The following is a 21066-nucleotide window of genomic DNA, read 5'->3' on the forward strand; positions in this document are numbered from 1 at the left end:
GAGATGATGGTTGATCGTGGACCGCCCCATACAAAGGCGTGGCCTGTTGTAGGAGCGACTTCAGTCGCGATCAGCCGTGTTGCCATCTCCATCGCGACTAAAGTCGCTCCTACAGTCGCTCTACGACAGCCGTGCGGCGCCACGTCCTGGTGCCGCTGGAAGGCCCGTGCTTCAGGCTAGTCGGCGATGGACCAGAAAAATTTACTGCATCCTCGCGCTCAAACGTCATAGCCCTCAACAACAACGCTTCTCATTTCCATTGATGTAAGGATCCACCGGTTATGGCTTTGACGTTTTCACGCCGCCTGGGCGGCGCCGGGCTTGCCCTGATGCTGCTTTCCCCCGTTCTGCACGCCCAGAGCAGCACCCCCGACGCGCCGCTCACCGCGCCGGCGGAACGGGCCTACGACCTGCCCGCCCAGCCCCTGCGCGCCGCCCTGCGGCGCTTCGCCGAGCAGGCCGGCGTGGACCTGATCGTCGGCGCCGCCGACCTGGACGGCCAGCGCAGCCGCCCCCTGAAGGGCCGCTACAGCGTCGACGGCGCCCTCGACACCCTGCTCGCCGGCACCGGCCTGGGCTACCGCACCGACCAGCAGGCCGAGAGCGGCCGGGTCACCGTGCACCTGATTCCGGCGCCGCCGGCGCAAAGCGCCGCCCACCAGCTGGAGGACGTGGTGGTCTCCGCCGCCCGCGGCCACACCGTGGCCGGCAAATCGCCGCGCAAGATCACCATGATCTCGCGGCAGCAGATCGAGGAGCAGATGGCCATCAGCGACGACCCGGGCGCGGTGCTCGCCAACCTGATCCCCTCCTACTCGCCGAGCCGCCAGAAACTCTCCAACACCGGCGAGACCTTTCGTGGCCGCACGCCGCAGTTCCTGATCGACGGCGTGCCCCAGTCCAACCCGCTGCGCAACGGCGGCCGCGCCAGCCATACCATCGACCTGAGCATGGTGGAACGCATCGAGGTGATCCACGGCGCCAGCGCCGAATACGGCCTGGGCGCCACCGGCGGCATCATCAACTTCGTCACCCGCCGCCCGGAGAAGCCCGGCTTCCAGCAGCACGTGGGCGTCAGCCTGACCAGCGACGACGACTTCCAGAGTGACGGCCTGGGCCACAAGCTGGACTACCGCTTCACCGGCCAGACCGAATCCTGGGACATCGTCGCCGCCGCCAGCCGCCAGGAGCGCGGCCTGTTCTATGACGGCCGCGACCGCGCCATCGGCTTCGCCTACCCCGGCGAAATCCAGGATTCCACCAGCCACGATCTGTTCCTCAAGGTGGGCTACTGGCTGGACAACGACCAGAACCTGACCTTCAGCGCCAACCGCTACGAGCTGGAAGGCAACCACGACTACCGGGCGGTGCCCGGCGACCCGGCCAACGGCGTGCCCACCAGCGCCGAGAAAGGCGGCGCCGAAGGCGACCCCATGTTCAACAAGGTCACCACCACGCGGCTCAGCTACAGCCACGGCAACTGGCTGGGCAACGAGCTGGACGCCCAGGTTTACTACCAGGACTTCGAAGGCCAGTTCGGCGCCCTGCGCTCCGGCTCCTTCGAAATCACCCCCGGCGTGGATCAGCTCGACCAGACCCGCAACGAATCCGAAAAGCTGGGCAGCCAGTTCACCCTGAAACGGCGCGGCCTGTTCCGCGATCGCCTGGACCTGGCCACCGGCTTCGACGTGCTCAACGATGAAACCCGCCAGAGCCTGGTACTCACCGACCGGGTCTATGTGCCGGAAACCGAATACCGCAACTACGCCGGCTTCCTGCAACTGGACCTGCGGCCGCTGGACAAACTCGCCTTCTCCGGCGGCGCCCGCTATGAGTACGCCAAGCTGAACGTGGACGACTACCGCACCGTGGAAGCCAACAACGGTGTCCTGGTGCGCGGCGGCGACCCGGACTTCGACGAGATGCTCTACAACATCGGCGCCACCTACCAGTTCACCGACCGGGTGCAGCTGTTCGCCAACTACTCCGAAGGCTTCGGCATGCCGGACGTGGGCCGGGTGCTGCGCGGCATCGACCAGAGCGGCCAGGACGTGGACAACCTGCTGGCCCTGGAACCCATCGTCACCGACAACCGGGAAGTGGGCCTGCGCTTCAACGGCGAACGCACCCGCTTCGAGGTGAGCTACTTTGAATCGGATTCCGACTACGGCGAGCGCCTCACCGAGGAAAACGGCGTGTTCGTGGTCAACCGCGAGAAGGTGGAAATCCAGGGCGTGGAAGCGACCCTGGACTGGCGCGTCACCGACGCCCATGAACTGGGCCTCACCTACACCCACCAGGAAGGCGAATCCGACACCGACGGCGATGGCGACGTGGACACCACCCTCAACGGCCTGAGCGTGGCCCCGGACCGCGTCGGCGCCACCTGGAACGCGCGCTGGAATGGCGCCCTGCGCTCCTTCGTGCAGGTCAACCATTACCGCGACCGCAGCTTCGATCAGGACGACCTGGACTTCGACGGCTACACCCTGGTGGACGCCTCCCTGGTGCGCGCCCTGCCGGTGGGCCGCGTCAAGCTGGGCGTGGAGAACCTGTTCGACAAGGACTACGTGACCTACTACTCCCAGGCCGGCCGGGTCAGCCCGGACTTCTACTTCACCGGCCGTGGCCGGGTCTACAGCCTGGGCTACAGCGTCGACTTCTGAGCCCCTTCCAATCGTCCATCCGCCTCCGGCATCACCACCGCCGTCCCCAACCCGGGGACGGCGGATCCTTGACTTTCATTAGCAAAAACCGTAAAAATCTAATTTTCTTGATCTTAATATAAGAAAAGACCATGGATGGCGGATGTACGGTATCGAATGGACGAAAACGGCGGTGAAACAGCTGCGCGGGATTCAGCCCCCGAAACAGCGGATGGCGATTCTCGACGCGGTCCAGGGGCTGGCGAACTGTCCCACCAACGCCGCCAACGTCAAGGCACTGAAAAGGCGCCGGGCGGGCTACCGGCTTCGCGTCGGCCGCTACCGGGTGTTGTTCGATCTGGACGACGGCGTACGGATTATCACGGTGCAGGAGGTGAAAAAGCGGGATGAGCGAACCTACCAAAACTGAGCACGGCAATGCGCAGATCATTCGGGATGACAGCGGCAACCCGCTGTACGCGGTGGTGCCGTTCGATGAATACCAGAAGCTGCTGGACGCCGACAACCGCGTCACTCTGCCCCATGAGGTGGTGACGCTGATGGTCGCCAAGGATCTCAGCCCCATGGCCGCCTGGCGCAAGCACCGGGGTCTGTCCCAGGCGCGCCTGGCGGAGAAACTGGGCGTCACCCAGGGCGCCGTGGCCCAGGCCGAGAAAGCGGGCAACCGGCCCCATGTGGAAACCCTGCGCGCCTGGGCCCGGGCGTTGGAGTGCGAGGTGGCGCAACTCACCGAGTAACCGACCCAGCCATGGCTGTAGGAACGGCCGGGCGGCGTCCTGCGCCGGCCTTTGGCCGGCTTGTCGAACCGGAGGGTTCTTATCAGAGCCGCCCTGACCGCCAAATAAAAAACCCGGAACTTGGCTGCGTCTACAAAGGGCTGGAGAGGGAGGGATTGATTCGCCGGCTTCGCCGGCTCACCCCTTCGGGGCGCCACCTTGCGGCGGCGTCCTGCGCCGGCCTGCGGCCGGCTTGTCGAACCGGAGGGTTCTTATCAGAGCCGCCCTGACCGCCAAATAAAAAACCCCGCTTGCGCGGGGTTCTTTATTTGGCGGTGAGGGAGGGATTCGAACCCTCGATACGTTGCCGTATACACACTTTCCAGGCGTGCTCCTTCAGCCACTCGGACACCTCACCAAAACTGATTGTCACTTCCAGTCGCGTCTGCTCTGGCAGTCGCACGCAAGCGTGCTCGTTATTCGGGCCTTTCGCCCTCACCCCTTCGGGGCCGTCGCTGCTACGCAGCAACGTTCGCTTGCCTTCGGCAAGGCGTCAGCCACTCGGACACCTCACCAAAACTGATTGTGCTCCGCACCTTGCCGGTCGGCTGTGACCAATGCAGAGGGCGCGTAGGGTACCCGAGGGTGGCGGGGCTGGCAAGGCCGCGCGGTTCGGTTGGCGAGGGTTTGTACAACCTTCAATCGGCGAGCCGGGCCAGATAGAGCCCCTGGTACTCGCACACGGTGTCGCCGGCCGGGTTGGTGGCGCGGGCATGGACCTTGAGGGTGGCCTTGCCGCGCCGCGACAGACGCTCGGCGAAGCGGTCGCGCTGATCCGGCGCCGGGCTGGCGGTGACGGTGATGTCCGCCTCCAGGGGCAACCGGTACTGCTGGCCGCCGTCCACCGCCACCACGTCCACGGCCCGGTCCGGCTGGTCCGTGCCGGCGATCACCGCCTCGGCGATCAGGGTGGTGCAGGACCAGCCGGCCAGGGTCAGCAGGGCCACCTGGCTGCCGGCGAAAAAGGTGCCCTTGTCGTTGTGATTGGGGGCCAGGGGCGCGGTCAGCGTCAGGCTATCGCCGTCGAAGCCGGTGTACCGGAACGCCAGGTGCCGGGTCAGCGGGATGGCGGCGCGCACCCGCTCGGCCAGGGCCTCCAGGTCAGCCACGGGGCAGCTCGCGCAGAAACACATCCGGAGTTTCGTCGGGCAGGCTCTTGGAGGGCGCCGCCGGGGTGCCCAGATAGACGAAGCCCACCACCTGGTCCTTGTCGGCGAACCCCAGCCGGGCCTTGACGCTTTCGTCGTTGGCCAGGTCGCCGGTGCGCCACATGGCGCCCAGGTCCATGGCGTGGGCGGCGATCATGATGTTCTGCACCGCCGCGCCCACCGCCAGCACCTGCTCCCAGACCGGCACCTTGTGGTTCTCGGTGACCTCGGCCACGGCGACGATGATCACCGGCGCGCGCAGGGCCTTGCCACGAATGTTGTCCCGGGCACCCTGGTCGGCGTCCGGCTGGCGCTTGAGCAGGCGCCATTCCATGATGTCGGCCAGGCGCTGGCGCTCCTCGCCGCGCAGCACGATGAACCGCCAGGGGCGCAGCATGCCGTGATCCGGGGCGCGGATGGCCGCCTCCAGCAGCCGGCGCAGCTGGTCGTCGCTGGGGCCGGGATCGGTGAGGCGGGGCACGGAAACGCGTTGCGTCAGGGCGGTGAGGGTGTCCATGGCGACTCCTGATTCGGGGAGCCGTAGTGTAACCGGTTCCCCCGGGGCCGACGAACCCCGGCGCCGGGCCGGTGGCCAAATTCCGATCAGTCTTTTTTCTGAACGCACAACTGGGTAAGCTCCCTCGAACATTGCGTCCAGATTGCCGTTCATGAGCACACCCAAGCATCGCCCCCGGCGCCCCTACTTGGACCCCAAGCAGCGCGCGCAACGGCTGAGCAATTACATTCGTCTGCTGGCCTTCGTGGTGGCGGCCACCATCCTGTTCGCGGGCATCAGCCTGGGGCTCTATCCGTCCGGCTTTTTGCTCGGCGTGGCCGGCCTGCTGGCCTGGCCGCTGCTGGCGCAGACCGCGGTGTTCGTGGCCCAGCGCAAGGACGTGCGCGCCGAGCGGGTGTCGCGGGTGCTGATGCAACTCGACGCCGCCGTGATCGGCGTGGCCTGCGCGCTGCTGCAATTCTCGGTGGTGCCGAGCCTGGTGCTGCTGATCATCGTGCACGCCAACTCGGTGAGCAGCGGCGGCCTCCAGGCGTGGCTGCTGAATCTGCTGATGACCGCCGCCGGGGCCGCCGTGGGCGTGCTGGCGCTGGGCGTGCCGCTGCAGCCAACGCCGGTGCCGCAGATGCTGTCGGTGCTGTCGCTGGTGGGCCTGGGCCTGCACGTGGGCGCCAGCTCCTTCTACGCCAACCACCAGACCCGCTTCCTGCGTCAGGCCCAGGACCGGGTGCGCGAGCAGCAGCAGCAGGCGGTGGATCTGTCGCGCAAGCTGGCCAAGTATCTGCCGCCCCAGGTGTGGGGCTCGCTGTTCTCGGGCAAACGCGACGCCAAGCTGGAGACTCGCCGCAAGCGTTTGACCATCTTCTTCTCCGACATCCGCGGTTTCAGTACCATCTCCGAGGAGCTGCCCCTGGACACGCTGACGCGGATGCTCAACACCTACCTGAGCGAGATGACCCGCATCGCCCTGCGCTACGGCGGCACCATCGACAAGTTCATCGGTGACGCGGTGATGGTGTTCTTCGGCGACCCGAAAAGCGCCGGCGCCCAGGAAGACGCCTTTCGCTGCGTGGCCATGGCGGTGGAGATGCAGGAGTACATGCGCTTTTTGCGCATGAAGTGGCGCCGCCAGGGCATCGACCAGAAGCTGGAGATCCGCATCGGCATCAACACCGGCTTCGTCACCGTGGGCAACTTCGGCACCGACAGCCGCATGGATTACACCATCCTGGGCACCGACGTGAACCTGGCCAGCCGCCTGGAATCCGCCTGCCGCCCGGGCCAGGTGCTGATCTCCGAGGGCACCCACCGGCTGGTCAAGGACCGGGTGCGCTGCCGCAGCGTGGGCGAGATCCAGGTGAAGGGGTTCCACCGGCCGATAACCGTGTACGAGGCCCACGAACTCAAGCGCAACGCCGGCAGCAAGCGCCGTTTCGTCACCGTGGACAGCGCCGGCCTGGGCCTGCACGTGGACCTGGAGCGCATCCACAACTTCGACAAGACGGCGATCCTCAAGACCCTGGCCGGCTGCGCCACGGACCTGAAGAACGACAAGCCGGTGAACCTGGAATACGAAACCGAGGGCTTCGCCCTGTACGTGGACGCCAAGCGGCTGCGCGAACGGGATCAGGAGAAGGTGATCCAGATGCTGGGCCAGGCGGCCCAGCGCATTCAGGACCGGGTAAGGATGTAGACCATGACCTCCACCTCATCGGGCTGGCTGGGCCGGCTGGAACGGATCGGCAACCGCCTGCCCCACCCCACCCTGCTGTTCGTCTGGCTGTGTCTGCTGATGCTGCCGCTGAGCGCGGCGCTGGCGCTGTTCGGCGTCACCGCCGAGCATCCCCTGGAGGACCGGACCATCGTGGTGCGCTCGCTGCTGGACGGCGACGGCCTGCGCTATGTGTTCACCCACCTGGTGGGCAACTTCACCGGCTTCGCGCCCCTGGGCGTGGTGCTGGTGGCGATGCTGGGGCTGGGCATCGCCGAGCATTCCGGGCTGCTCGGCGCCGGCCTGGCGGCCCTGGTACGGCGCGCTTCCCACCGCACCCTGGTGGTGGCGGTGGCGTTCGCCGGGGTGATGTCGAGCATCGCCTTCGACGCCGGCTACGTGGTGCTGATTCCTCTGGCCGGCTTTCTGTTCCAGCTCGCCGGTCGCTCGCCGCTGGCCGGCATCGCCACCGCGTTCGCGGCGGTGTCCGGCGGCTACAGCGCCAACCTGCTGCTCGGCCCGGTGGACGCGGTGCTGGCCGGCCTGTCCACGGAGGCGGCGCACCTGGTGGACGGCGAGCGCACCGTGTCGGCGGCGGGCAACTACTGGTTCATCATGGTCTCCACGGTGCTGGTCACCAGCCTGGTATCGCTGATCACCCTGCGCATCACCGAGAAGCGGGTGGCGGCCACCGACGAGGACGCCGACAGCGAGGACCAGGCGCCCCGCTTCGACCGCCGCGCGGCACGCTGGACCCTGTTCACCCTGATAGCGGGTCTGGCCGCCGTGGCCGCCCTGGTGGTGCCGCCCGGCGCGCCCCTGCGCGGCGAGGACGGCGCCATTCTGCAGTCGCCGTTCATGTCGTCGCTGGTGGTGCTGATCGCCCTGGTGGCGGCGGCCTGCGGCACCGTCTACGGCCGTGTCAGCGGCCACTTCCGTTCCGCCGCCGGAGTGATCCAGGCGATGGAAACCACCATGGCGTCCATGTCCGGCTATCTGGTGCTGATGTTCTTCGCCGCCCAGTTCGTGGCCTGGTTTGGCTACAGTCAGTTGGGGCTGGTTCTGGCGGTGAAGGGCGCGGCCTGGCTGGGCGGGCTGGAGCTGCCCACGGTGTTGCTGCTGTTGCTGTTCGTGGGTCTGGCGGCGTTGATCAATCTGATGATCGGCAGCGCCTCGGCGAAGTGGTCGATCCTGGCGCCGGTGTTCGTGCCCATGCTGATGCTGGTGGGGATTGATCCGGAAGCCACCCAGGCGGCCTATCGGGTGGGCGATTCCAGCACCAACATCATCACGCCGCTGATGCCCTACTTCGCCCTGGTGCTGGGGTTTGCCCGGCGTTACCGGGCGGACACCGGCATCGGCACGCTGATCGCGCTGATGCTGCCCTACAGCCTGGCGCTTTTTTTGGGCTGGTCGGTTCTACTGGCGGTGTGGATCGGCTTCGGCTGGCCCCTGGGGGCGTAGGGAAACCCTGCCGCAGGAGCGGCGGGCGGCGTTATCGCGCGGGCGCCGGGTTATACGGCATCCCGCGCGACGGCGGTGCTAGTTGATCAGACGCAGGGTGAGGGGGTACCGGTAGTGATCGCCGCCGCTGGATTTCACCGCGGCGATGATGGTCATCACGATCCAGAAGATGAACACGGCGGGCAGCAGCAGCGCGCCGATCACCACGAAAGTGAGCAGGAAGGACACGAAGCCGGCGATGGCGATGGTGATATTGAAGTTCAACGCCTCCTTGCCCTGCTCTTCGACGAAGGCACTCTCCTCGCGTTTCACCAGCCACATGATCAGCGGCCCGATGATGTTGCCCAGCGGCAGCACCAGCCCGGCCAGCGCCAGCAGGTGGCAGGCCATGCCCAGGTTGCGTTCCTCCTTGGGCGGCGCGCCGTCGGCGGCGGCATTGTCCTCGCCAGGCGCGGACGTGGATTGGGGCGTGGTGCCCGTCACGGCGGTGTTATCGGCCTTGGGTTCGCCCTCGGGTTTCGGCGTGCCCTCGGGTTTCGGCGTATTGTCCGGTGTTTCGTTGTCGCTCATGAAAAAGATCCTATGCAGTGGGTTTATTGGCGGATGGTACGTCGGTTGGCCGGGGTGTCTTCATAATTGGACCGGAACGGGTTGATGTCCAGCCCGCCGCGTCGGGTGAAGCGACCGTAAACGGATAGCTGACGCGGCGCGCACTGGTGCTGCAGATCCACGAACACCTGCTCGATAATCTGCTCATGAAAGCCCTGATGGTTGCGCAGCGACACCACGTAGCGCAGGAAGCTGGCCGGGCTGATCGGGCGTCCGGTATAGCGCACCTGCACGGTGCCCCAGTCGGGCTGGTTGGTCACCGGGCAATGGCTGCGCAGCAGGTGCGATACCAGCACGCCGGTCTGTTCCGGGCCCTGGTCGGTGAGCAGCAGCTCCGGACGATACTCGAAGTGATCGAAGGTCACGTCCAGGGTGTCCACCAGCTGGCCGTGCTCCTCCCAGGCCGGTTCCCGCTCCGCTTCGCGCAGGGTCATCACACGCACGTCCACCGGCGCGCCGGCCACCTCGGCCAGGTCCTTGGCGATCACCGCCACCACCCGGTCGCGGCTGTCGAAGCGGCTGTTGGCGAAGCTGTTGAGGTACAGCTTCAGGGACTTGGACTCGATGATGTTCGGCGAGGTGCAGGGTACGATCAGTTCCGCCAGGGCCACCTGGGGCTTACCCTTTTCGTTGAGCCAGGACAGCTCGTAGGCGTTCCAGATGTCCATGCCGTGGAACGGCAGCGTGGTGTCCTCCAGCTCCAGCGATTCGCGGGCGTCCCAGCGCGGCACCGGGCACAGCAGCGAGGGGGTGTACTCATCGATGAAGTCGCTGCTGCGTCCCAGCGGCGTGTCCTTGAGGTAGCTCATGGCCAGCTCTCCTTGTCCTTGTTGTTTTCCCTTCTCATCCCCTTATACCGGTGCCGCGATTCAGCAACCACAGCGCCAGGGTGTAAAACACCACCACGAACACCAGGATAGCGCCCAAGGCCGCGTAGACGTTGACGTCGCTCACACCCAGAACGCCATAGCGGAATGCGTTCACCATGTAGACGATCGGATTGATCAGCGTCACCGCGCGCCAGAAGTCCGGCAGCAGATCCAACGAATAGAACACCCCGCCCAGGTAGGTCAACGGCGTCAGCACGAAGTTCGGAATAATGCTGATGTCGTCGAAATTGCGCGCGAAGGTGGCGTTCAGGAAACCGCCCAGGGAGAACAGCGCCGAGGTCATCACCACCACCGACACGGTGATCCAGGCGTGCTGCATGGTGAGATCGGTGAAGAACAGGCTGAGCAGGCTGACGATCAGCCCCACCGCCATGCCACGGGCCATGCCGCCGACCACGAAGCCGGTCAGGATCACGTAGTTGGGCATCGGCGAGACCAGCATCTCCTCGATGGAATGCTGGAACTTGGTGGAGAAGAACGAACTGACCACGTTGCCGTAGCTGTTCTGGATCACGCTCATCATGATCAGGCCGGGCACGATGTACTGCATGTAATCGAAGCCGCCCATGTCGCCGATGCGCCGGCCCACCAGGTTGCCGAAGATCACGAAATACAGGGTCATGGTGATCGCCGGCGGCAGCAGGGTCTGCGGCCAGATGCGGGTGAAGCGGCGGATTTCCTTGACCACGATGGTGCAGAAGGCGACCCATTGCTGATACGCGCTCATGAGGCCACCTCCTCGGTCGGCGCCGCCTGGCCGGGCAGGTTCTGCTCCACCAGGCGCACGAACAGTTCCTCCAGCCGGTTGGCCTTGTTGCGCATGCTCATCACGCGCAGGTCCCGTTCCGCCAGCTCCACGAACAGCTGGTTGAGGTTCTCGGTCTTGGGCACCTCCACCTCCAGGGTGGCGGCGTCACGCAGGCGCACCTGGAAGCCCGGCAAACGCGGCGCCTCGGTGACCGGCCTGGCCAGGTCGAGAATGAAGGTTTCCACCTGGAGCTTTTCGAGCAGGGATTTCATGTCGGTGTTCTCGACGATCTGACCGTGGTCGATGATCGCGATGTGCCGGCACAGGGATTCCGCTTCCTCCAGGTAATGGGTGGTGAGAATGATGGTGCGGCCCTCTTCGTTGAGGCCGATCAGAAAATCCCACATGGAGCGGCGCAGCTCGATGTCGACGCCGGCGGTGGGCTCATCCAGGATCAGCAGGTCCGGCTCGTGAACCAGGGCGCGGGCGATCATCAGCCGGCGCTTCATGCCGCCGGAGAGGGTACGCGCCTGGTTCTTGCGCTTGTCCCACAGGCCCAGCTGGCGCAGGTATTTCTCGGCGCGCTCCCGGGCGATACGCGCCGGGATGCCGTAGAAACCGGCCTGGGTGACGACGATGTCGAACACCTTCTCGAACTGGCCGAAGTTGAATTCCTGGGGCACCACGCCGATTCTCTGCTTGGCCAGGGCGCGTTCGCGATCCAGATCGTAGCCCAGAATGCTCACGTCGCCGCTGGTTTTGTTCACCAGGGAACTGACGATGCCGATGGTGGTGGATTTACCGGCGCCGTTGGGCCCCAGCAGCGCGAAGAAATCGCCTTTCTCCACCGTCAGGTCGATGCCCTTGAGGGCCTCCACGCCGTTGGCGTAGGTTTTTCTGAGATTGCGTATGGTCAGGGCGGACAAGAATCACCTCGCCGTCGGATAAAAGGTCAAGAAAAAGCCCAAGATGGGGACGAGAACGCGGCTTTCAAGCCTCGTCCAGGGAACGGTGACCGTGCTCGCCGCGCCACACCCAGTGCAGGTGGCGCCCTTCGAACCACAGCCAGAGCCCTTCCATCATCCAGGGCCAGTGCGCTTCGTCGATGGCGTCGCGGCCTTCCAGCTCCGCCACCAGCACCGCCAGGATGGTGTCGTGGGTCACGTGCACCGCCAGCGCCCCCGGCGCCGGCTCCCGCTCACGCAGATAGCCCGCCAGCTTGGCGCGGCCCGCCGCCGGCGTCAGCATGCCCTCGAACGGGCGACGCAGATGGGCATTGAGAAAACGCAGCGCGCCCATCTTCAGAAAGGTGGGCCCGACCCGGTTGAGATCCTCCACGTAACAGCCCGGCTCCACCAGGGTGCCGTCGGTGATCACCTCCGGCAGGGTGTCGATCAGGCCGGCCTCGCGGGCGCCCTCGGCCATGGCCGTGGCGGTGTCCACGCAGCGCCCCACCGGGCTGGAGTAAAAGCCGGATACCGGTCGCTCCAGGCGCGCGCCCCATTCCCGGGCCATGGTCACCCCTTCCGGGGTCAACGGCAGCCGGTAATCGGCGAAACCGTTCTTGGCCAGTTCGCGCACCGAATGGCGGGTCAACAGGTGGGCCGGCCGGTCGTCCGGCAGCATTTGCAAGGCGTCGTGAAGGCGGGGATGTAATCGGGCCATGTCTTCTCTCTGTGCCCGGTCATCTTACGGGCGGGAGGCGGCGATGCCAACCGCGCACGCGGCGCTGGCAAAACCGCGCCGCCCTGCTATGGTGGGCGTCATGATTTTCACGCAACGCCGACCCGGCGCCCGCCCCACTCCCATTGTTTCCGCCCGCGCGTCCCGCGCCGGCGCGCGCCTGCGCGTCTTCCTCCCCTAACGCCGGACCCGGTTCAGTATCGCCCCGGGGGTCCGGCGCCCCGGGGCCCCGATACAACTCTCATTCCAAGCGAACACTGAACGGAGCGCGCCATGACCGCCCTGCCCCCGATTACCGTTTCCACCCTGGACCGGGACCGCCTGTACGCCCTGCTGGAAAAACACCGCGGCGACGAGGAGGTGGTGGACCACCTCTACGATGAACTGGACCGGGCCCGCTACCTGGCCCCGGACGCCATGCCCGATACCGTGGTACGGCTCAACAGCCGCGCCCGCTTCCTCCACGAGGACAGCGGCAAGACCCACGAACTGGTGCTGTGCCTGCCCACCGAAGTGGGCGCCGGCGAAGACCGCCTGTCGATTCTCAGCCCGGTGGGCGCCGCCCTGCTCGGCCTGGGCGTGGGCGACACCATCGAATGGCCCAGCAAGGGCAAGACCCTGCACCTGACCCTGATCGCGGTGGCTCCGGCCTGACGCCCTCCCCTGTTTAGGGGACTGCTGCGCCGGCGCTCCCTGTGGTGCGATTCGTTCCTTGAACAGGAGCGAACGACATGACAACAACTTCCCTGGCGTCACGGCTGCTGGTGGGGATCGGGCTGCTGGCGCCGATCGCCACGCCGGTGGGCGCTGAAAGCATCGATGTGGGGGACCGGGAAACCGTGGCCGCCGCCGGCGGCACCCGCCCCAGCCCCTGGCAGGCCGGTTCCTTTTTGCAGATCGGCGGCGAGCTGATCGTCGGCGCCGGTGGCACCGTGGAGAACGGCCAGGGTTACATCGGCAGCGACTTCACCAATGGCGCCACCGGCTCCGTCACCGTCACCGGCACCGACGCGCACTGGGTCAACAGCGACGTTCTCTACGTCGGCGACCTCAGCGACGGCGTCCTCGACATCGAGGACGGCGGCCGGGTCACCGCCCTGCAAACCTACATCGGTAGCGACCTGGGCGACGGCCAGGTGGTGCTCAGCGGCGACGGCAGCCGCCTGGACGCCGGCAACACCCTGTCGGTGGGCGAGATCGGCCCGGGCACCCTGACCCTGGGCGCCGGCACCACGGTCACCAACGACCTCGGCTACGTGGGCTCCTTCGCGGACGGCGAAGGCCTGGTCCAGGTACAAGGCGGCCGCTGGGAGAACCGCGCTGATCTGGTGGTCGGCGGCGACGGCGACGGCCAGGTAAGCATCGGCGCCGGCGGCACCGTGATCAGCGACAACGGCTTCGTCGGCAGCGGCGCCGGCGGCCAGGGCCGGGTCACCCTGGGCGGCGCGGACGCCGGCTGGGAAATGGTCTCGAACCTGGTGGTGGGCAGCTACGGCAGCGGCGAGATCACCGTCAACGCCGGCGCCACTCTGTCCAACGGGCTCGCCTTCGTGGGCAGCGAGGCGGGCTCGTCGGGGAGTGTGACGGTGCTCGGTAACGGCGCGCTGTGGAACAACCGGGGCGCCATTCTTTTGGGCAACAACGGCAACGGCGAGCTTACCATCGCCGATGGCGGCACGGTGCGCGCCAACGGCGTGGTGGTCGGGGTGAACGCTTCGGGCACCGGCTCGCTGACGCTGGGCGAAGGCGGCACCCTGGAAGCCCCCTGGGTGGATCGGGACGCGGGCGCCGGCACCCTGGTGCTGAACGGGAACAACCTGTTCCGCGGCGCCTCCCGGGTGGACGGCGGCGCGCTGATCGTCAACGGCGCAGTGGCCGGCTCCACGGTGACCGTGGCCGACGGCGCCCTGCTGGGCGGCACCGGCACCCTGGGCGGCGCCCGCCTCACCGACGGCGCCACCCTGGCGCCGGGCAATTCCATCGGCACCCTCACCGTGGACGGCGATCTGGTGTTCGAGTCCGGCTCGGTGTTCCAGGTGGAAGGCGCCGGGGACGGCTCGGCGGACCGGGTGCGGGTCACCGGCGGCGCCACCCTGAACGGCGGCAGCGTGGCGCACATCGACGCCGGCGGCGACTACCAGCCGTTCACCCGCTACACCCTGATCGACGCCGACCAGGGCGTCACCGGCCGCTTCGACCAGGTCAGCACCAACCTGGCGTTCCTGCAGCCGCTGCTGGACTACGACAGCAACACCGTGAGCCTGCGCCTGGTGCGCAACGACGCCACCTTCGCCGGCATGGCGCGCACCGCCAACCAGAGCGCCGCCGCCAACGCCGCCGAGCAACGCGGCATCGGCGACCCGGTGCACGACGCCCTGCTGCTGCAGGCCGCCGACGGCGCCGCCGTGCGAGCCGCCTTCGACCAACTGGCCGGAGCGGTGTACGCCTCCACCCGGGCGGCGCTGATCGAGGACAGCCGCTTCCTGCGCCAGGCCGCCGGCGACCGCCTGCGCGCCACCCAGCGCCCCGGCGCCCCCGGCGCCACCCTGCTGGCCCGCGACGCGGACAGCGGCGCCACCGTCTGGACCCGCGCCTACGGCGCCTGGGCGGACCGCGACGCGGACGGCGGCGTGGCCGGCACCGAACACCGCGCCGGCGGCCTGTTCCTGGGCGCCGACGCCCGCCCGGCGCCGGGCTGGCGCCTGGGCGCGCTGGCCGGCTACGGCCAGACCCGGCTGGACGTGGACGGCGGCGACAACCGGGCGGAAAGCGACGACTACCACCTGGGCCTGTTCGCCGGCACCCGCCTGGACCGCCTGCGGCTCAGCCTGGGCCTGGGCCACAGCCGCCACCAGGTGGATACCGAACGCGGGATCGCCTTCGACGGCTACCAGGGCCGCGCCGGCGACCGCTACGACGCGACCACCACCCAGCTGTTCACCGAAGCCGGCTACCGCTTCGACGCCGGCCCGGTGGCCCTGGAACCCTTCGCCGGCCTGGCCCGGGTGCGCTACCAGGAAGACCGCCACCGGGAAACCGGCGACCCGGCCGCCCTCAGCGGCGGCGGCGAGGACGCCGACCTCAACGTCGCCACCCTGGGCCTGCGCCTGGACACCGGCCTCGGCCTCGCCGGCCTGGACGCCCGCGCCCACGGCACCCTGGGCTGGCAACGCACCACCGGCGACGTGACCCCGCGCACCGAGCACGGCTTTGCCGGCGGGCAACGCTTCACCGTCACCGGCCTGCCGGTGGCCGACGAAGCGGCCCTGCTGGAAGCCGGCCTGAGCCTGGCGCCCACGCCGCGCACCCGCCTCGGCCTCGCCTACCAGGGCCGCTTCGCCAGCGACACCCGACAACAAGGCGCCAACCTGACCCTGAACCTGGAATTCTGAAACCCTAACGACGCACTCCCGGCCCGGACGCGGCCCGGCTGGAGAACCCGCCTCCGCTACGGACCCGCCCCCCGCTGGAGCTAGAGCGAAGAACGCTCCTTACCCCGGTAGACCCGCAAAATATCCGCCATCACCGCCAAGGCGATCTCCGCCGGCGTCTTGCTGCCCAGCGCCAACCCGATCGGCATGTGCAACCGCTCGATCTCCGACTCGCTCAAATGGCCGGAACGGCGCAACCGCTCCGCCCGCTTCGCCGACGTGGCCCGGGACCCCATCACGCCGATGTAGAAGGCCGGCGTGCGCACCGCCTCCATCATCGCCAGATCGTCGATGCGCGGATCATGGGTCAAGGCCACCACCGCGGTGGCCGCGTGGCAGCCCTCCGCCTCGATGAACAGCGACGGCAACACCTCGCGCACCGTCACCCCGGCCACCGCGAAGTCCGCGCAGGCATCCGGGTCCGGATCGCACACGATCACCTCGAACCCCATGGCGGTGGCGAACTCCGCGCAGAAACGGGACACCGGCGAAATGCCGGCGATGATCAAACGCCGGGTGGGGCCCACGCGGATCAGCGCCTCCTCATCCCGCCGCTCCACCGCCGCCCCCTGGGGCGGCGCGTCCTCCAGCGAGGCGGCGCCGTCGCGCAACGACACCCGGCGGCGGCGCGGGGTACGCCCGGCCATCACCTCGTGCAACGCGGCCAGATGCGCCCGCCGGGCCGGCTCCGGCACCCAGTGTTCCACCAGCACGTCCAGGGAGCCGCCGCAGGGCAGCGTCACCCCCGGCGCGTCCACGCTGTCGCCGCCGTAGCGCACTACCGTGGCCGGCGCCTGGAATTCCCCGGCGCCGATGCGCGCCAGGAAGTCCTCCTCCACGCAGCCGCCGGACAGGGAGCCGGCATGGGCGCCGTCGGCGCGCGCCACGAACAGGGAGCCGGGCTCCCGGGGGGAAGAACCGAAAGTGGAAAGGACCGTGCAAAACCACAGCGCCTCGCCTTCACTCAACCAGGCCCGGGCCTGGGAGACGACCTGAAGATCAAGGTGTTGCATTCATTCTCGCCGGAACAGGGATTGGAACCAGGATTTGATCACATTCAGCGTCAGGCGTACCACACTCAATCCACTGCCCCCGCCCCGGGAAACCTGGCCACCGGACAACACGCTCTGCACGTTGTCGGCGAACATCCCGGCCAAAGCACCGACGAAGCTTTTCACCAGGCCGCCCCGGCTGAACTGCGACAACGGCCCGGTGACGCTGTAGGACGCCACGAACTCAATGCGGCAGCGCTTGCCGGATTCGTCGCCGATCACCGCGAAATCCAGGCCACCGCCGGCGCTGGAACCACTGCGCGCGTCGCGGCCTTCGCCTTCCATGCGGCCCTTGCGGGTGTCGTCGTCGAAGTGATAGCGGCCGGTGCCCCGGAAGCGCGCGCGGATCGCGCCCAGGGAAATTTCCATCTCCACGTCCAGCTCGTTGCCGTTCACCGACAGCAGGCGGGCGCCGGGCACGCAGGGCACCACCCGTTCCACGTCGCTGAGGAAGGCCCACACCTCGTCCACGGGCTTGTTCACGGTGATGGCTTCGCGCAGGGTCTGGTCGTCACCGCCGGCGCCGTCCGAGGGCGCCGCTTCCACCGCCTCCATCTGGCCGGCGGTGCGCTTGAAGGTGGCCAGTTTCGCGTCACCCCAGTCCGGCTGCACCGGCGGTGCCACCAGGGTCTGGTCGCCGGCCAGCAGTTCATGCCGGCGCTCGAACACCGAGCGCACCGCGTTGACGATGCCCACGTAGCCGGTGCAGCGGCAGATATTGCCGCCCAGGGCGATGCGGATCTGTTCGTCGGTCAGCGCGCGGTGACGCAGGATGATGTCGCGGCAGGCCACCAGCATGCCGGGCGTGCAGAAACCGCACTGCAGGCCGTGGAACTCCATGAAGGCGTCCTGCAGGGCAGCCATCAGCGGGTCATCGTCACCGCCTTCGATGGTGCGCACGCTGCGCCCTTCACAGGCCCGCGCCAGGGTGATGCAGGCACGCACCGGCTGGCCGTCCATTTCCACCGTGCAGGCGCCGCACACGCCGTGCTCGCAGCCCAGGTGAGTGCCGGTAAGATCCAGGTCGTCGCGCAGGAAATCCGCCAGGCTGGTGCGCGCTTCCACGTGCCCGCTGACGGTCTCCCCGTTCACGTCCAGCGTCACTTCCGAAAGAGACAGTTTGGTGGTCATTGAGTCGCTCCAATCTGTGCCAGCGCGCGTCGCACCGCGACCTTGTACAGCTGACGGTTGACCCGAGGGTAATCGCCCAGGGCGGTGTCCACCGCCGCGTCCAGCACCGCCACGGCGCCGTCCGGGCCGTCGGCGGCGAGCGCTTCGGCCACCGGTTCCAACGGCACCGGCGGGCTGTCCAGGGCACCCACCAGCACCCGGCAGTAACCCCGTTCCGGGTCCACCACCACCACGCCGGTGGCCTGGGAGAATTCGCCCACTTTCTTGCAGAACTTGTAGTAGCCCCAGCGAGCGCTGTCGCTGAGTTTCGGTACGCGTACGCCGGCCAGAATCTCGTTGGGGGCCAGTTCGGTCATGAAGGCCGCCTGGATAAAGTTTTCCGCCGCCACTTCACGCACGCCCTTCTTGCCGCGCAGCAAGTAGGTGGCGCCCAGACCGGTCATCACGCACACCCAGTCTGCGGCGGGGTCGGCGTGGGACAGGCTGCCGCCCAACGTGCCCCGGTTGCGCACCGCCCGGTAGGCGATGCGCGAGGCCACCAGCGGCAACATGCCCCGGGCGGCGTCGGGCACCCGGCCGTCCTCGAAATCCGCATGGCGCACGGCGCCGCCGTAGACGATGGCGTCGCGGCTTTCCTCCACGCCGGCCAGGTCCTCGGCGCGGTGCAGGTCCACCAGCACCGCCGGCCGCGCCAGGCGCAGGTTGAGCATCGGCCCCAGGGACTGGCCGCCGGCGATGCACTTGGCCTCGTCGCCGTGCTCGGTCAGCAGGCGTACCGCCTCGGCGCCGTCCCGGGCCGGCAGATAATCAAACTTAACGGGTTTCATGATGCGTTCTCCTTGCCGGCCTCGGCGCCGAGCAACGCCTCCAGGATGCGTTCCGGGGTGGCGGGAATCCGGTTGATTTCCACGCCGTGGCCGGCCAGCGCATCGTTGATGGCGTTGACGATGGCGCCGCCGGGGGCGATGGCGCCGCCCTCGCCCACGCCCTTGATGCCATGGGCGGTGTGCGGCGACGGGCTCTCGGTGTGCTGGATGCGAATGTGCGGCGCTTCCGCCGCGCCGGGCAGGTGGTAGTCCGCCAGGGTGGAGCTGAGCGGCTGACCCTGGTCGTCGTAGGTCACCTCCTCGAACAGGGCGGTGCCGATGCCCTGCACCGCACCGCCGATGGTCTGGCCTTCCACGATCATCGGGTTCACCACCTTGCCGGCGTCTTCCACGATCACGTAATCGAGCAGTTCCACCTTGCCGGTCCGCGGGTCCACCGCCACCACCACCGCGTGGGAAGCGTAGGAAAACACGCCGTGGTCGGTTTTCGGTCGATAGGCTTCGGTGACTTCCAGGCCGCCGTGACGGTCGCCCTCGGGCAGTTCGTCCGGGCGCAGGTACCAGATGTGGCCCACCTCGGCGAAGCTCAGGCTGCCGTTGGGGCCGTGCACCCGATCGTCCTCCAGGCGCACCTGCTCGGGTGTGCAGTCGAGCGCCCGGGCCGCCATCACGCGGATGCGTTCCGCCAGGGCTTCCGCGGCCCGCGACACGGCGCCGCCGGCCATGACGATGCCCCGCGAGGCGAAGGCGCCGTAGGAATACGGCGTGGTGCCGGTGTCGCCCATCAGCACGCGGATGCGGTCCGCCGGGATGGACAGGATCTCGGAGGCCACCTGGGCCAGGGTGGTCTGCAGGCCCTGGCCGATGCTCTGGATGCCCACCCGCACTTCCACGCCGCCGTCCGGGGTCAGTTTGATGCGCGCTTCGTCGTAGCCGGGCACCAGCGCCAGGCCCCACTGGGCGAAGACCTTGCTGCCGTGGGCGGACTGCTCGGTGTAGGTGGCGAAGCCAACGCCGATCAGCCGGCCGTCCGCTTCCGGGGTCTTCTGCCGCTCCCGTACCTGGTCGAAGCCGATCGCGTCCTTGGCGCGCATCAGCGAGCCGGGGTAATCGCCGGTGTCGTAATGCTTGTTGGTCACGTTCACATAGGGCATGGCGTCCGCCGGCACCAGGTTCTCGGCGCGCACTTCCCAGGGCTCGCGACCGACTTCCCGGGCGATGGCGTCGATGGTCAGTTCCATGGCGAAGCACACGCCGGGCCGGGCCACGCCCCGGTAAGGGGTGAACGGCGGCTTGTTGGTGGCCGGCGCGTTGACCTGGCAGCGGTACTCGCGGAAATCGTAGGGGCCGGGCAGGTTGCCACCGGCCTGGGCCGCTTCCAGCCCGGCGGTGAACGGCCACACCGAGTAGGCGCCCACGTCCACGGTGACTTCCGCGTCCATGCCCAGCAGCCGGCCGCGCTGGTCGGCATAGGCGGTGACCGAATAGTTGTGCTCGCGGGTGTTGGCGCCCGCGGTCAGATGTTCGCGGCGATCCTCCAGCCAGCGGAACGGTTTGCGCCGGGTCCAGGCCAGCCAGGCCACGGCGATCTCCTCGGGCTGCAGAATGCACTTGTAGCCGAAGCCGCCGCCCACTTCCGGGGCGATCACGCGGATCAGCGATTCGTCGATGCCCAGGCAACGGGACAGGCCGTTACGGATCACATGGGGCACCTGGGTAGAGGTGGTCACCACCAGTTGGCCATCGCGGTAATCCCACCAGGCCACCACGCCCTTGCCCTCCATGGGGTTCATCACCTGGCGGGCGGTACGAAACTGGCGGGTGACCACCACATCCGCCTTCTCCCGGGCATTCGCCGGGTCCTGGCCCACCGCCAGCTTGAGGAACATGTTGTCATCCCATTCCTCGTGCAGGCGGGGCGCGTCGCCGGCCATCGACGCCGCGCCGTTGATCACCGGCGGCAGCGCCTCCAGTCGCAGGTCGATCTCCTCCAGCAGATCCTCGGCTTCGGCGCGGTTGCGGCCGATGGCCATGGCCACCGGTTCACCGACGAAACGCACCTTGTCGCGGGCCAGCGGCCAGTGCTCGGAGTTGCGATAGCTGGGCAGGGTGGACTCGGCGACGATGGGCCGCACGCCGTCCAGGTCGGCGGCGCACAGAATCCGACTCTCCAGACCCTCCGGTTTGTTGACCGCCTTGATCCGGGCATGGGCCAGCGGGCTGCGCAAGAACGCCACGTCGCACATGCCAGGCATCTTGATGTCGCCCACGTAACGGCTTCGGCCATGAACAAGACGGTCGTCTTCCAACCGACGTACACGGGCACCAATACCGGTCTGATTCATCCTTTACCTCGCACCCTTTCAATCTTCAAAGAACGAACGGCGGAGGCGGGAGCCCCACCGGGACTCCCGCC

At 67.9% G+C, this 21066-nt stretch carries 18 protein-coding genes and 1 tRNA gene; 7 read left to right on the forward strand and 12 right to left on the reverse strand.

The annotated features are described in order from the left end of the window. The first annotated feature begins 281 nt into the window (after positions 1 to 281). From HMJ39_RS05920 to HMJ39_RS05930, 3 genes are all read left to right on the forward strand, one after another. Positions 282 to 2666, forward strand: a complete 2385-nt coding sequence (locus tag HMJ39_RS05920) for a TonB-dependent receptor domain-containing protein (protein WP_228462185.1) — start codon at positions 282 to 284, stop codon at positions 2664 to 2666. Positions 2667 to 2808: 142 nt separating this feature from the next. After that, positions 2809 to 3075, forward strand: a complete 267-nt coding sequence (locus tag HMJ39_RS05925) for a type II toxin-antitoxin system RelE family toxin (RefSeq protein ID WP_194296629.1) — start codon at positions 2809 to 2811, stop codon at positions 3073 to 3075. Continuing rightward, positions 3053 to 3403, forward strand: coding sequence for a helix-turn-helix domain-containing protein (locus HMJ39_RS05930; RefSeq protein ID WP_161383173.1), 351 nt, complete (start codon positions 3053 to 3055; stop codon positions 3401 to 3403). Before HMJ39_RS05925 ends, HMJ39_RS05930 begins: the two co-directional genes overlap by 23 nt. Positions 3404 to 3712: 309 nt before the next feature. Here HMJ39_RS05930 and HMJ39_RS05935 read toward each other — a convergent pair. From HMJ39_RS05935 to HMJ39_RS05945, 3 genes are all read right to left on the reverse strand, one after another. After that, a tRNA-Ser gene (locus HMJ39_RS05935) sits at positions 3713 to 3800 on the reverse strand. 280 nt (positions 3801 to 4080) lie between these two features. Continuing rightward, the gene (locus tag HMJ39_RS05940) at positions 4081 to 4551 is read right to left on the reverse strand and encodes a YiiD C-terminal domain-containing protein (protein WP_323370850.1); all 471 of its coding nucleotides are present in this window, start codon (positions 4549 to 4551) and stop codon (positions 4081 to 4083) included. After that, positions 4544 to 5107, reverse strand: a complete 564-nt coding sequence (locus HMJ39_RS05945; protein WP_161383176.1) for a nitroreductase family protein — start codon at positions 5105 to 5107, stop codon at positions 4544 to 4546. The genes HMJ39_RS05940 and HMJ39_RS05945 overlap by 8 nt, the downstream gene beginning before the upstream one ends. Positions 5108 to 5258: 151 nt before the next feature. Here HMJ39_RS05945 and HMJ39_RS05950 point away from each other — a divergent pair, with 151 nt between their 5' ends. Next, a complete protein-coding gene (locus tag HMJ39_RS05950) occupies positions 5259 to 6797 on the forward strand; it encodes an adenylate/guanylate cyclase domain-containing protein (protein ID WP_194296631.1) in 1539 nt (512 codons plus the stop codon). Positions 6798 to 6800: 3 nt separating this feature from the next. Continuing rightward, the gene (locus HMJ39_RS05955; protein WP_194296632.1) at positions 6801 to 8279 is read left to right on the forward strand and encodes an AbgT family transporter; all 1479 of its coding nucleotides are present in this window, start codon (positions 6801 to 6803) and stop codon (positions 8277 to 8279) included. A 78-nt stretch (positions 8280 to 8357) separates the two neighbouring features. On the opposite strand, the gene HMJ39_RS18845 is transcribed toward HMJ39_RS05955, so the two are convergent. The 5 genes from HMJ39_RS18845 to HMJ39_RS05980 all read right to left on the reverse strand — a co-directional run bounded on the left by HMJ39_RS18845 (position 8358) and on the right by HMJ39_RS05980 (position 12191). After that, the gene (locus HMJ39_RS18845; RefSeq protein ID WP_228462186.1) at positions 8358 to 8849 is read right to left on the reverse strand and encodes a DUF4870 domain-containing protein; all 492 of its coding nucleotides are present in this window, start codon (positions 8847 to 8849) and stop codon (positions 8358 to 8360) included. 23 nt (positions 8850 to 8872) lie between these two features. After that, positions 8873 to 9697 (reverse strand): NADPH-dependent 7-cyano-7-deazaguanine reductase QueF, encoded by an 825-nt coding sequence (gene queF, locus HMJ39_RS05965; RefSeq protein ID WP_194296633.1) that lies wholly within the window; start codon positions 9695 to 9697, stop codon positions 8873 to 8875. A gap of 34 nt (positions 9698 to 9731) precedes the next feature. Further along, a complete protein-coding gene (locus tag HMJ39_RS05970; protein WP_161383180.1) occupies positions 9732 to 10505 on the reverse strand; it encodes an ABC transporter permease in 774 nt (257 codons plus the stop codon). Then, a complete protein-coding gene (locus tag HMJ39_RS05975) occupies positions 10502 to 11452 on the reverse strand; it encodes an ABC transporter ATP-binding protein (RefSeq protein WP_161383182.1) in 951 nt (316 codons plus the stop codon). Before HMJ39_RS05975 ends, HMJ39_RS05970 begins: the two co-directional genes overlap by 4 nt. Before the next feature lie 64 nt (positions 11453 to 11516). Beyond that, positions 11517 to 12191 carry a histidine phosphatase family protein gene (locus HMJ39_RS05980; RefSeq protein WP_161383183.1) on the reverse strand — a complete coding sequence of 225 codons (675 nt, stop codon included), beginning with the start codon at positions 12189 to 12191 and terminating at the stop codon, positions 11517 to 11519. 291 nt (positions 12192 to 12482) lie between these two features. On the opposite strand from HMJ39_RS05980, the gene rnk reads away from it, so the two are divergent. Next, the gene (gene rnk, locus HMJ39_RS05985) at positions 12483 to 12863 is read left to right on the forward strand and encodes a nucleoside diphosphate kinase regulator (RefSeq protein ID WP_194296634.1); all 381 of its coding nucleotides are present in this window, start codon (positions 12483 to 12485) and stop codon (positions 12861 to 12863) included. A 77-nt stretch (positions 12864 to 12940) separates the two neighbouring features. Beyond that, positions 12941 to 15601 carry an autotransporter outer membrane beta-barrel domain-containing protein gene (locus tag HMJ39_RS05990; RefSeq protein WP_194296635.1) on the forward strand — a complete coding sequence of 887 codons (2661 nt, stop codon included), beginning with the start codon at positions 12941 to 12943 and terminating at the stop codon, positions 15599 to 15601. 80 nt (positions 15602 to 15681) lie between these two features. Here the strand turns inward: HMJ39_RS05990 and HMJ39_RS05995 are convergent, their stop codons facing one another. Genes HMJ39_RS05995 through HMJ39_RS06010 form a run of 4 tightly spaced genes read right to left on the reverse strand, consistent with a single transcriptional unit; the run spans position 15682 to position 20995 of the window. Then, positions 15682 to 16653, reverse strand: a complete 972-nt coding sequence (locus tag HMJ39_RS05995; protein WP_194296636.1) for an XdhC family protein — start codon at positions 16651 to 16653, stop codon at positions 15682 to 15684. Then, positions 16654 to 17823 (reverse strand): xanthine dehydrogenase family Fe-S subunit, encoded by a 1170-nt coding sequence (locus HMJ39_RS06000; RefSeq protein WP_194296637.1) that lies wholly within the window; start codon positions 17821 to 17823, stop codon positions 16654 to 16656. Next, positions 17820 to 18650 (reverse strand): FAD binding domain-containing protein, encoded by an 831-nt coding sequence (locus HMJ39_RS06005; protein WP_194296638.1) that lies wholly within the window; start codon positions 18648 to 18650, stop codon positions 17820 to 17822. The genes HMJ39_RS06000 and HMJ39_RS06005 overlap by 4 nt, the downstream gene beginning before the upstream one ends. Continuing rightward, positions 18647 to 20995, reverse strand: a complete 2349-nt coding sequence (locus tag HMJ39_RS06010) for a xanthine dehydrogenase family protein molybdopterin-binding subunit (RefSeq protein WP_194296639.1) — start codon at positions 20993 to 20995, stop codon at positions 18647 to 18649. The genes HMJ39_RS06005 and HMJ39_RS06010 overlap by 4 nt, the downstream gene beginning before the upstream one ends. Positions 20996 to 21066 lie beyond the last annotated feature (71 nt).

The sequence above is a fragment of the Alloalcanivorax profundimaris genome, assembly GCF_015265435.1.
Taxonomy (GTDB): Bacteria; Pseudomonadota; Gammaproteobacteria; order Pseudomonadales; family Alcanivoracaceae; genus Alloalcanivorax; species Alloalcanivorax profundimaris.

Bases quoted from the DNA above. Each gene is read 5' to 3' on its own strand.
- HMJ39_RS05920 (WP_228462185.1), top strand. From the start codon at position 282: ATGGCTTTGACGTTTTCACGCCGCCTGGGCGGCGCCGGGCTTGCCCTG.
- HMJ39_RS05925 (WP_194296629.1), top strand. From the start codon at position 2,809: ATGTACGGTATCGAATGGACGAAAACGGCGGTGAAACAGCTGCGCGGG.
- HMJ39_RS05930 (WP_161383173.1), top strand. From the start codon at position 3,053: ATGAGCGAACCTACCAAAACTGAGCACGGCAATGCGCAGATCATTCGG.
- HMJ39_RS05945 (WP_161383176.1), bottom strand. From the start codon at position 5,107: ATGGACACCCTCACCGCCCTGACGCAACGCGTTTCCGTGCCCCGCCTC.
- HMJ39_RS05950 (WP_194296631.1), top strand. From the start codon at position 5,259: ATGAGCACACCCAAGCATCGCCCCCGGCGCCCCTACTTGGACCCCAAG.
- HMJ39_RS05955 (WP_194296632.1), top strand. From the start codon at position 6,801: ATGACCTCCACCTCATCGGGCTGGCTGGGCCGGCTGGAACGGATCGGC.
- HMJ39_RS18845 (WP_228462186.1), bottom strand. From the start codon at position 8,849: ATGAGCGACAACGAAACACCGGACAATACGCCGAAACCCGAGGGCACG.
- queF (WP_194296633.1), bottom strand. From the start codon at position 9,697: ATGAGCTACCTCAAGGACACGCCGCTGGGACGCAGCAGCGACTTCATC.
- HMJ39_RS05970 (WP_161383180.1), bottom strand. From the start codon at position 10,505: ATGAGCGCGTATCAGCAATGGGTCGCCTTCTGCACCATCGTGGTCAAG.
- HMJ39_RS05980 (WP_161383183.1), bottom strand. From the start codon at position 12,191: ATGGCCCGATTACATCCCCGCCTTCACGACGCCTTGCAAATGCTGCCG.
- rnk (WP_194296634.1), top strand. From the start codon at position 12,483: ATGACCGCCCTGCCCCCGATTACCGTTTCCACCCTGGACCGGGACCGC.
- HMJ39_RS05990 (WP_194296635.1), top strand. From the start codon at position 12,941: ATGACAACAACTTCCCTGGCGTCACGGCTGCTGGTGGGGATCGGGCTG.
- HMJ39_RS05995 (WP_194296636.1), bottom strand. From the start codon at position 16,653: ATGCAACACCTTGATCTTCAGGTCGTCTCCCAGGCCCGGGCCTGGTTG.
- HMJ39_RS06000 (WP_194296637.1), bottom strand. From the start codon at position 17,823: ATGACCACCAAACTGTCTCTTTCGGAAGTGACGCTGGACGTGAACGGG.
- HMJ39_RS06005 (WP_194296638.1), bottom strand. From the start codon at position 18,650: ATGAAACCCGTTAAGTTTGATTATCTGCCGGCCCGGGACGGCGCCGAG.
- HMJ39_RS06010 (WP_194296639.1), bottom strand. From the start codon at position 20,995: ATGAATCAGACCGGTATTGGTGCCCGTGTACGTCGGTTGGAAGACGAC.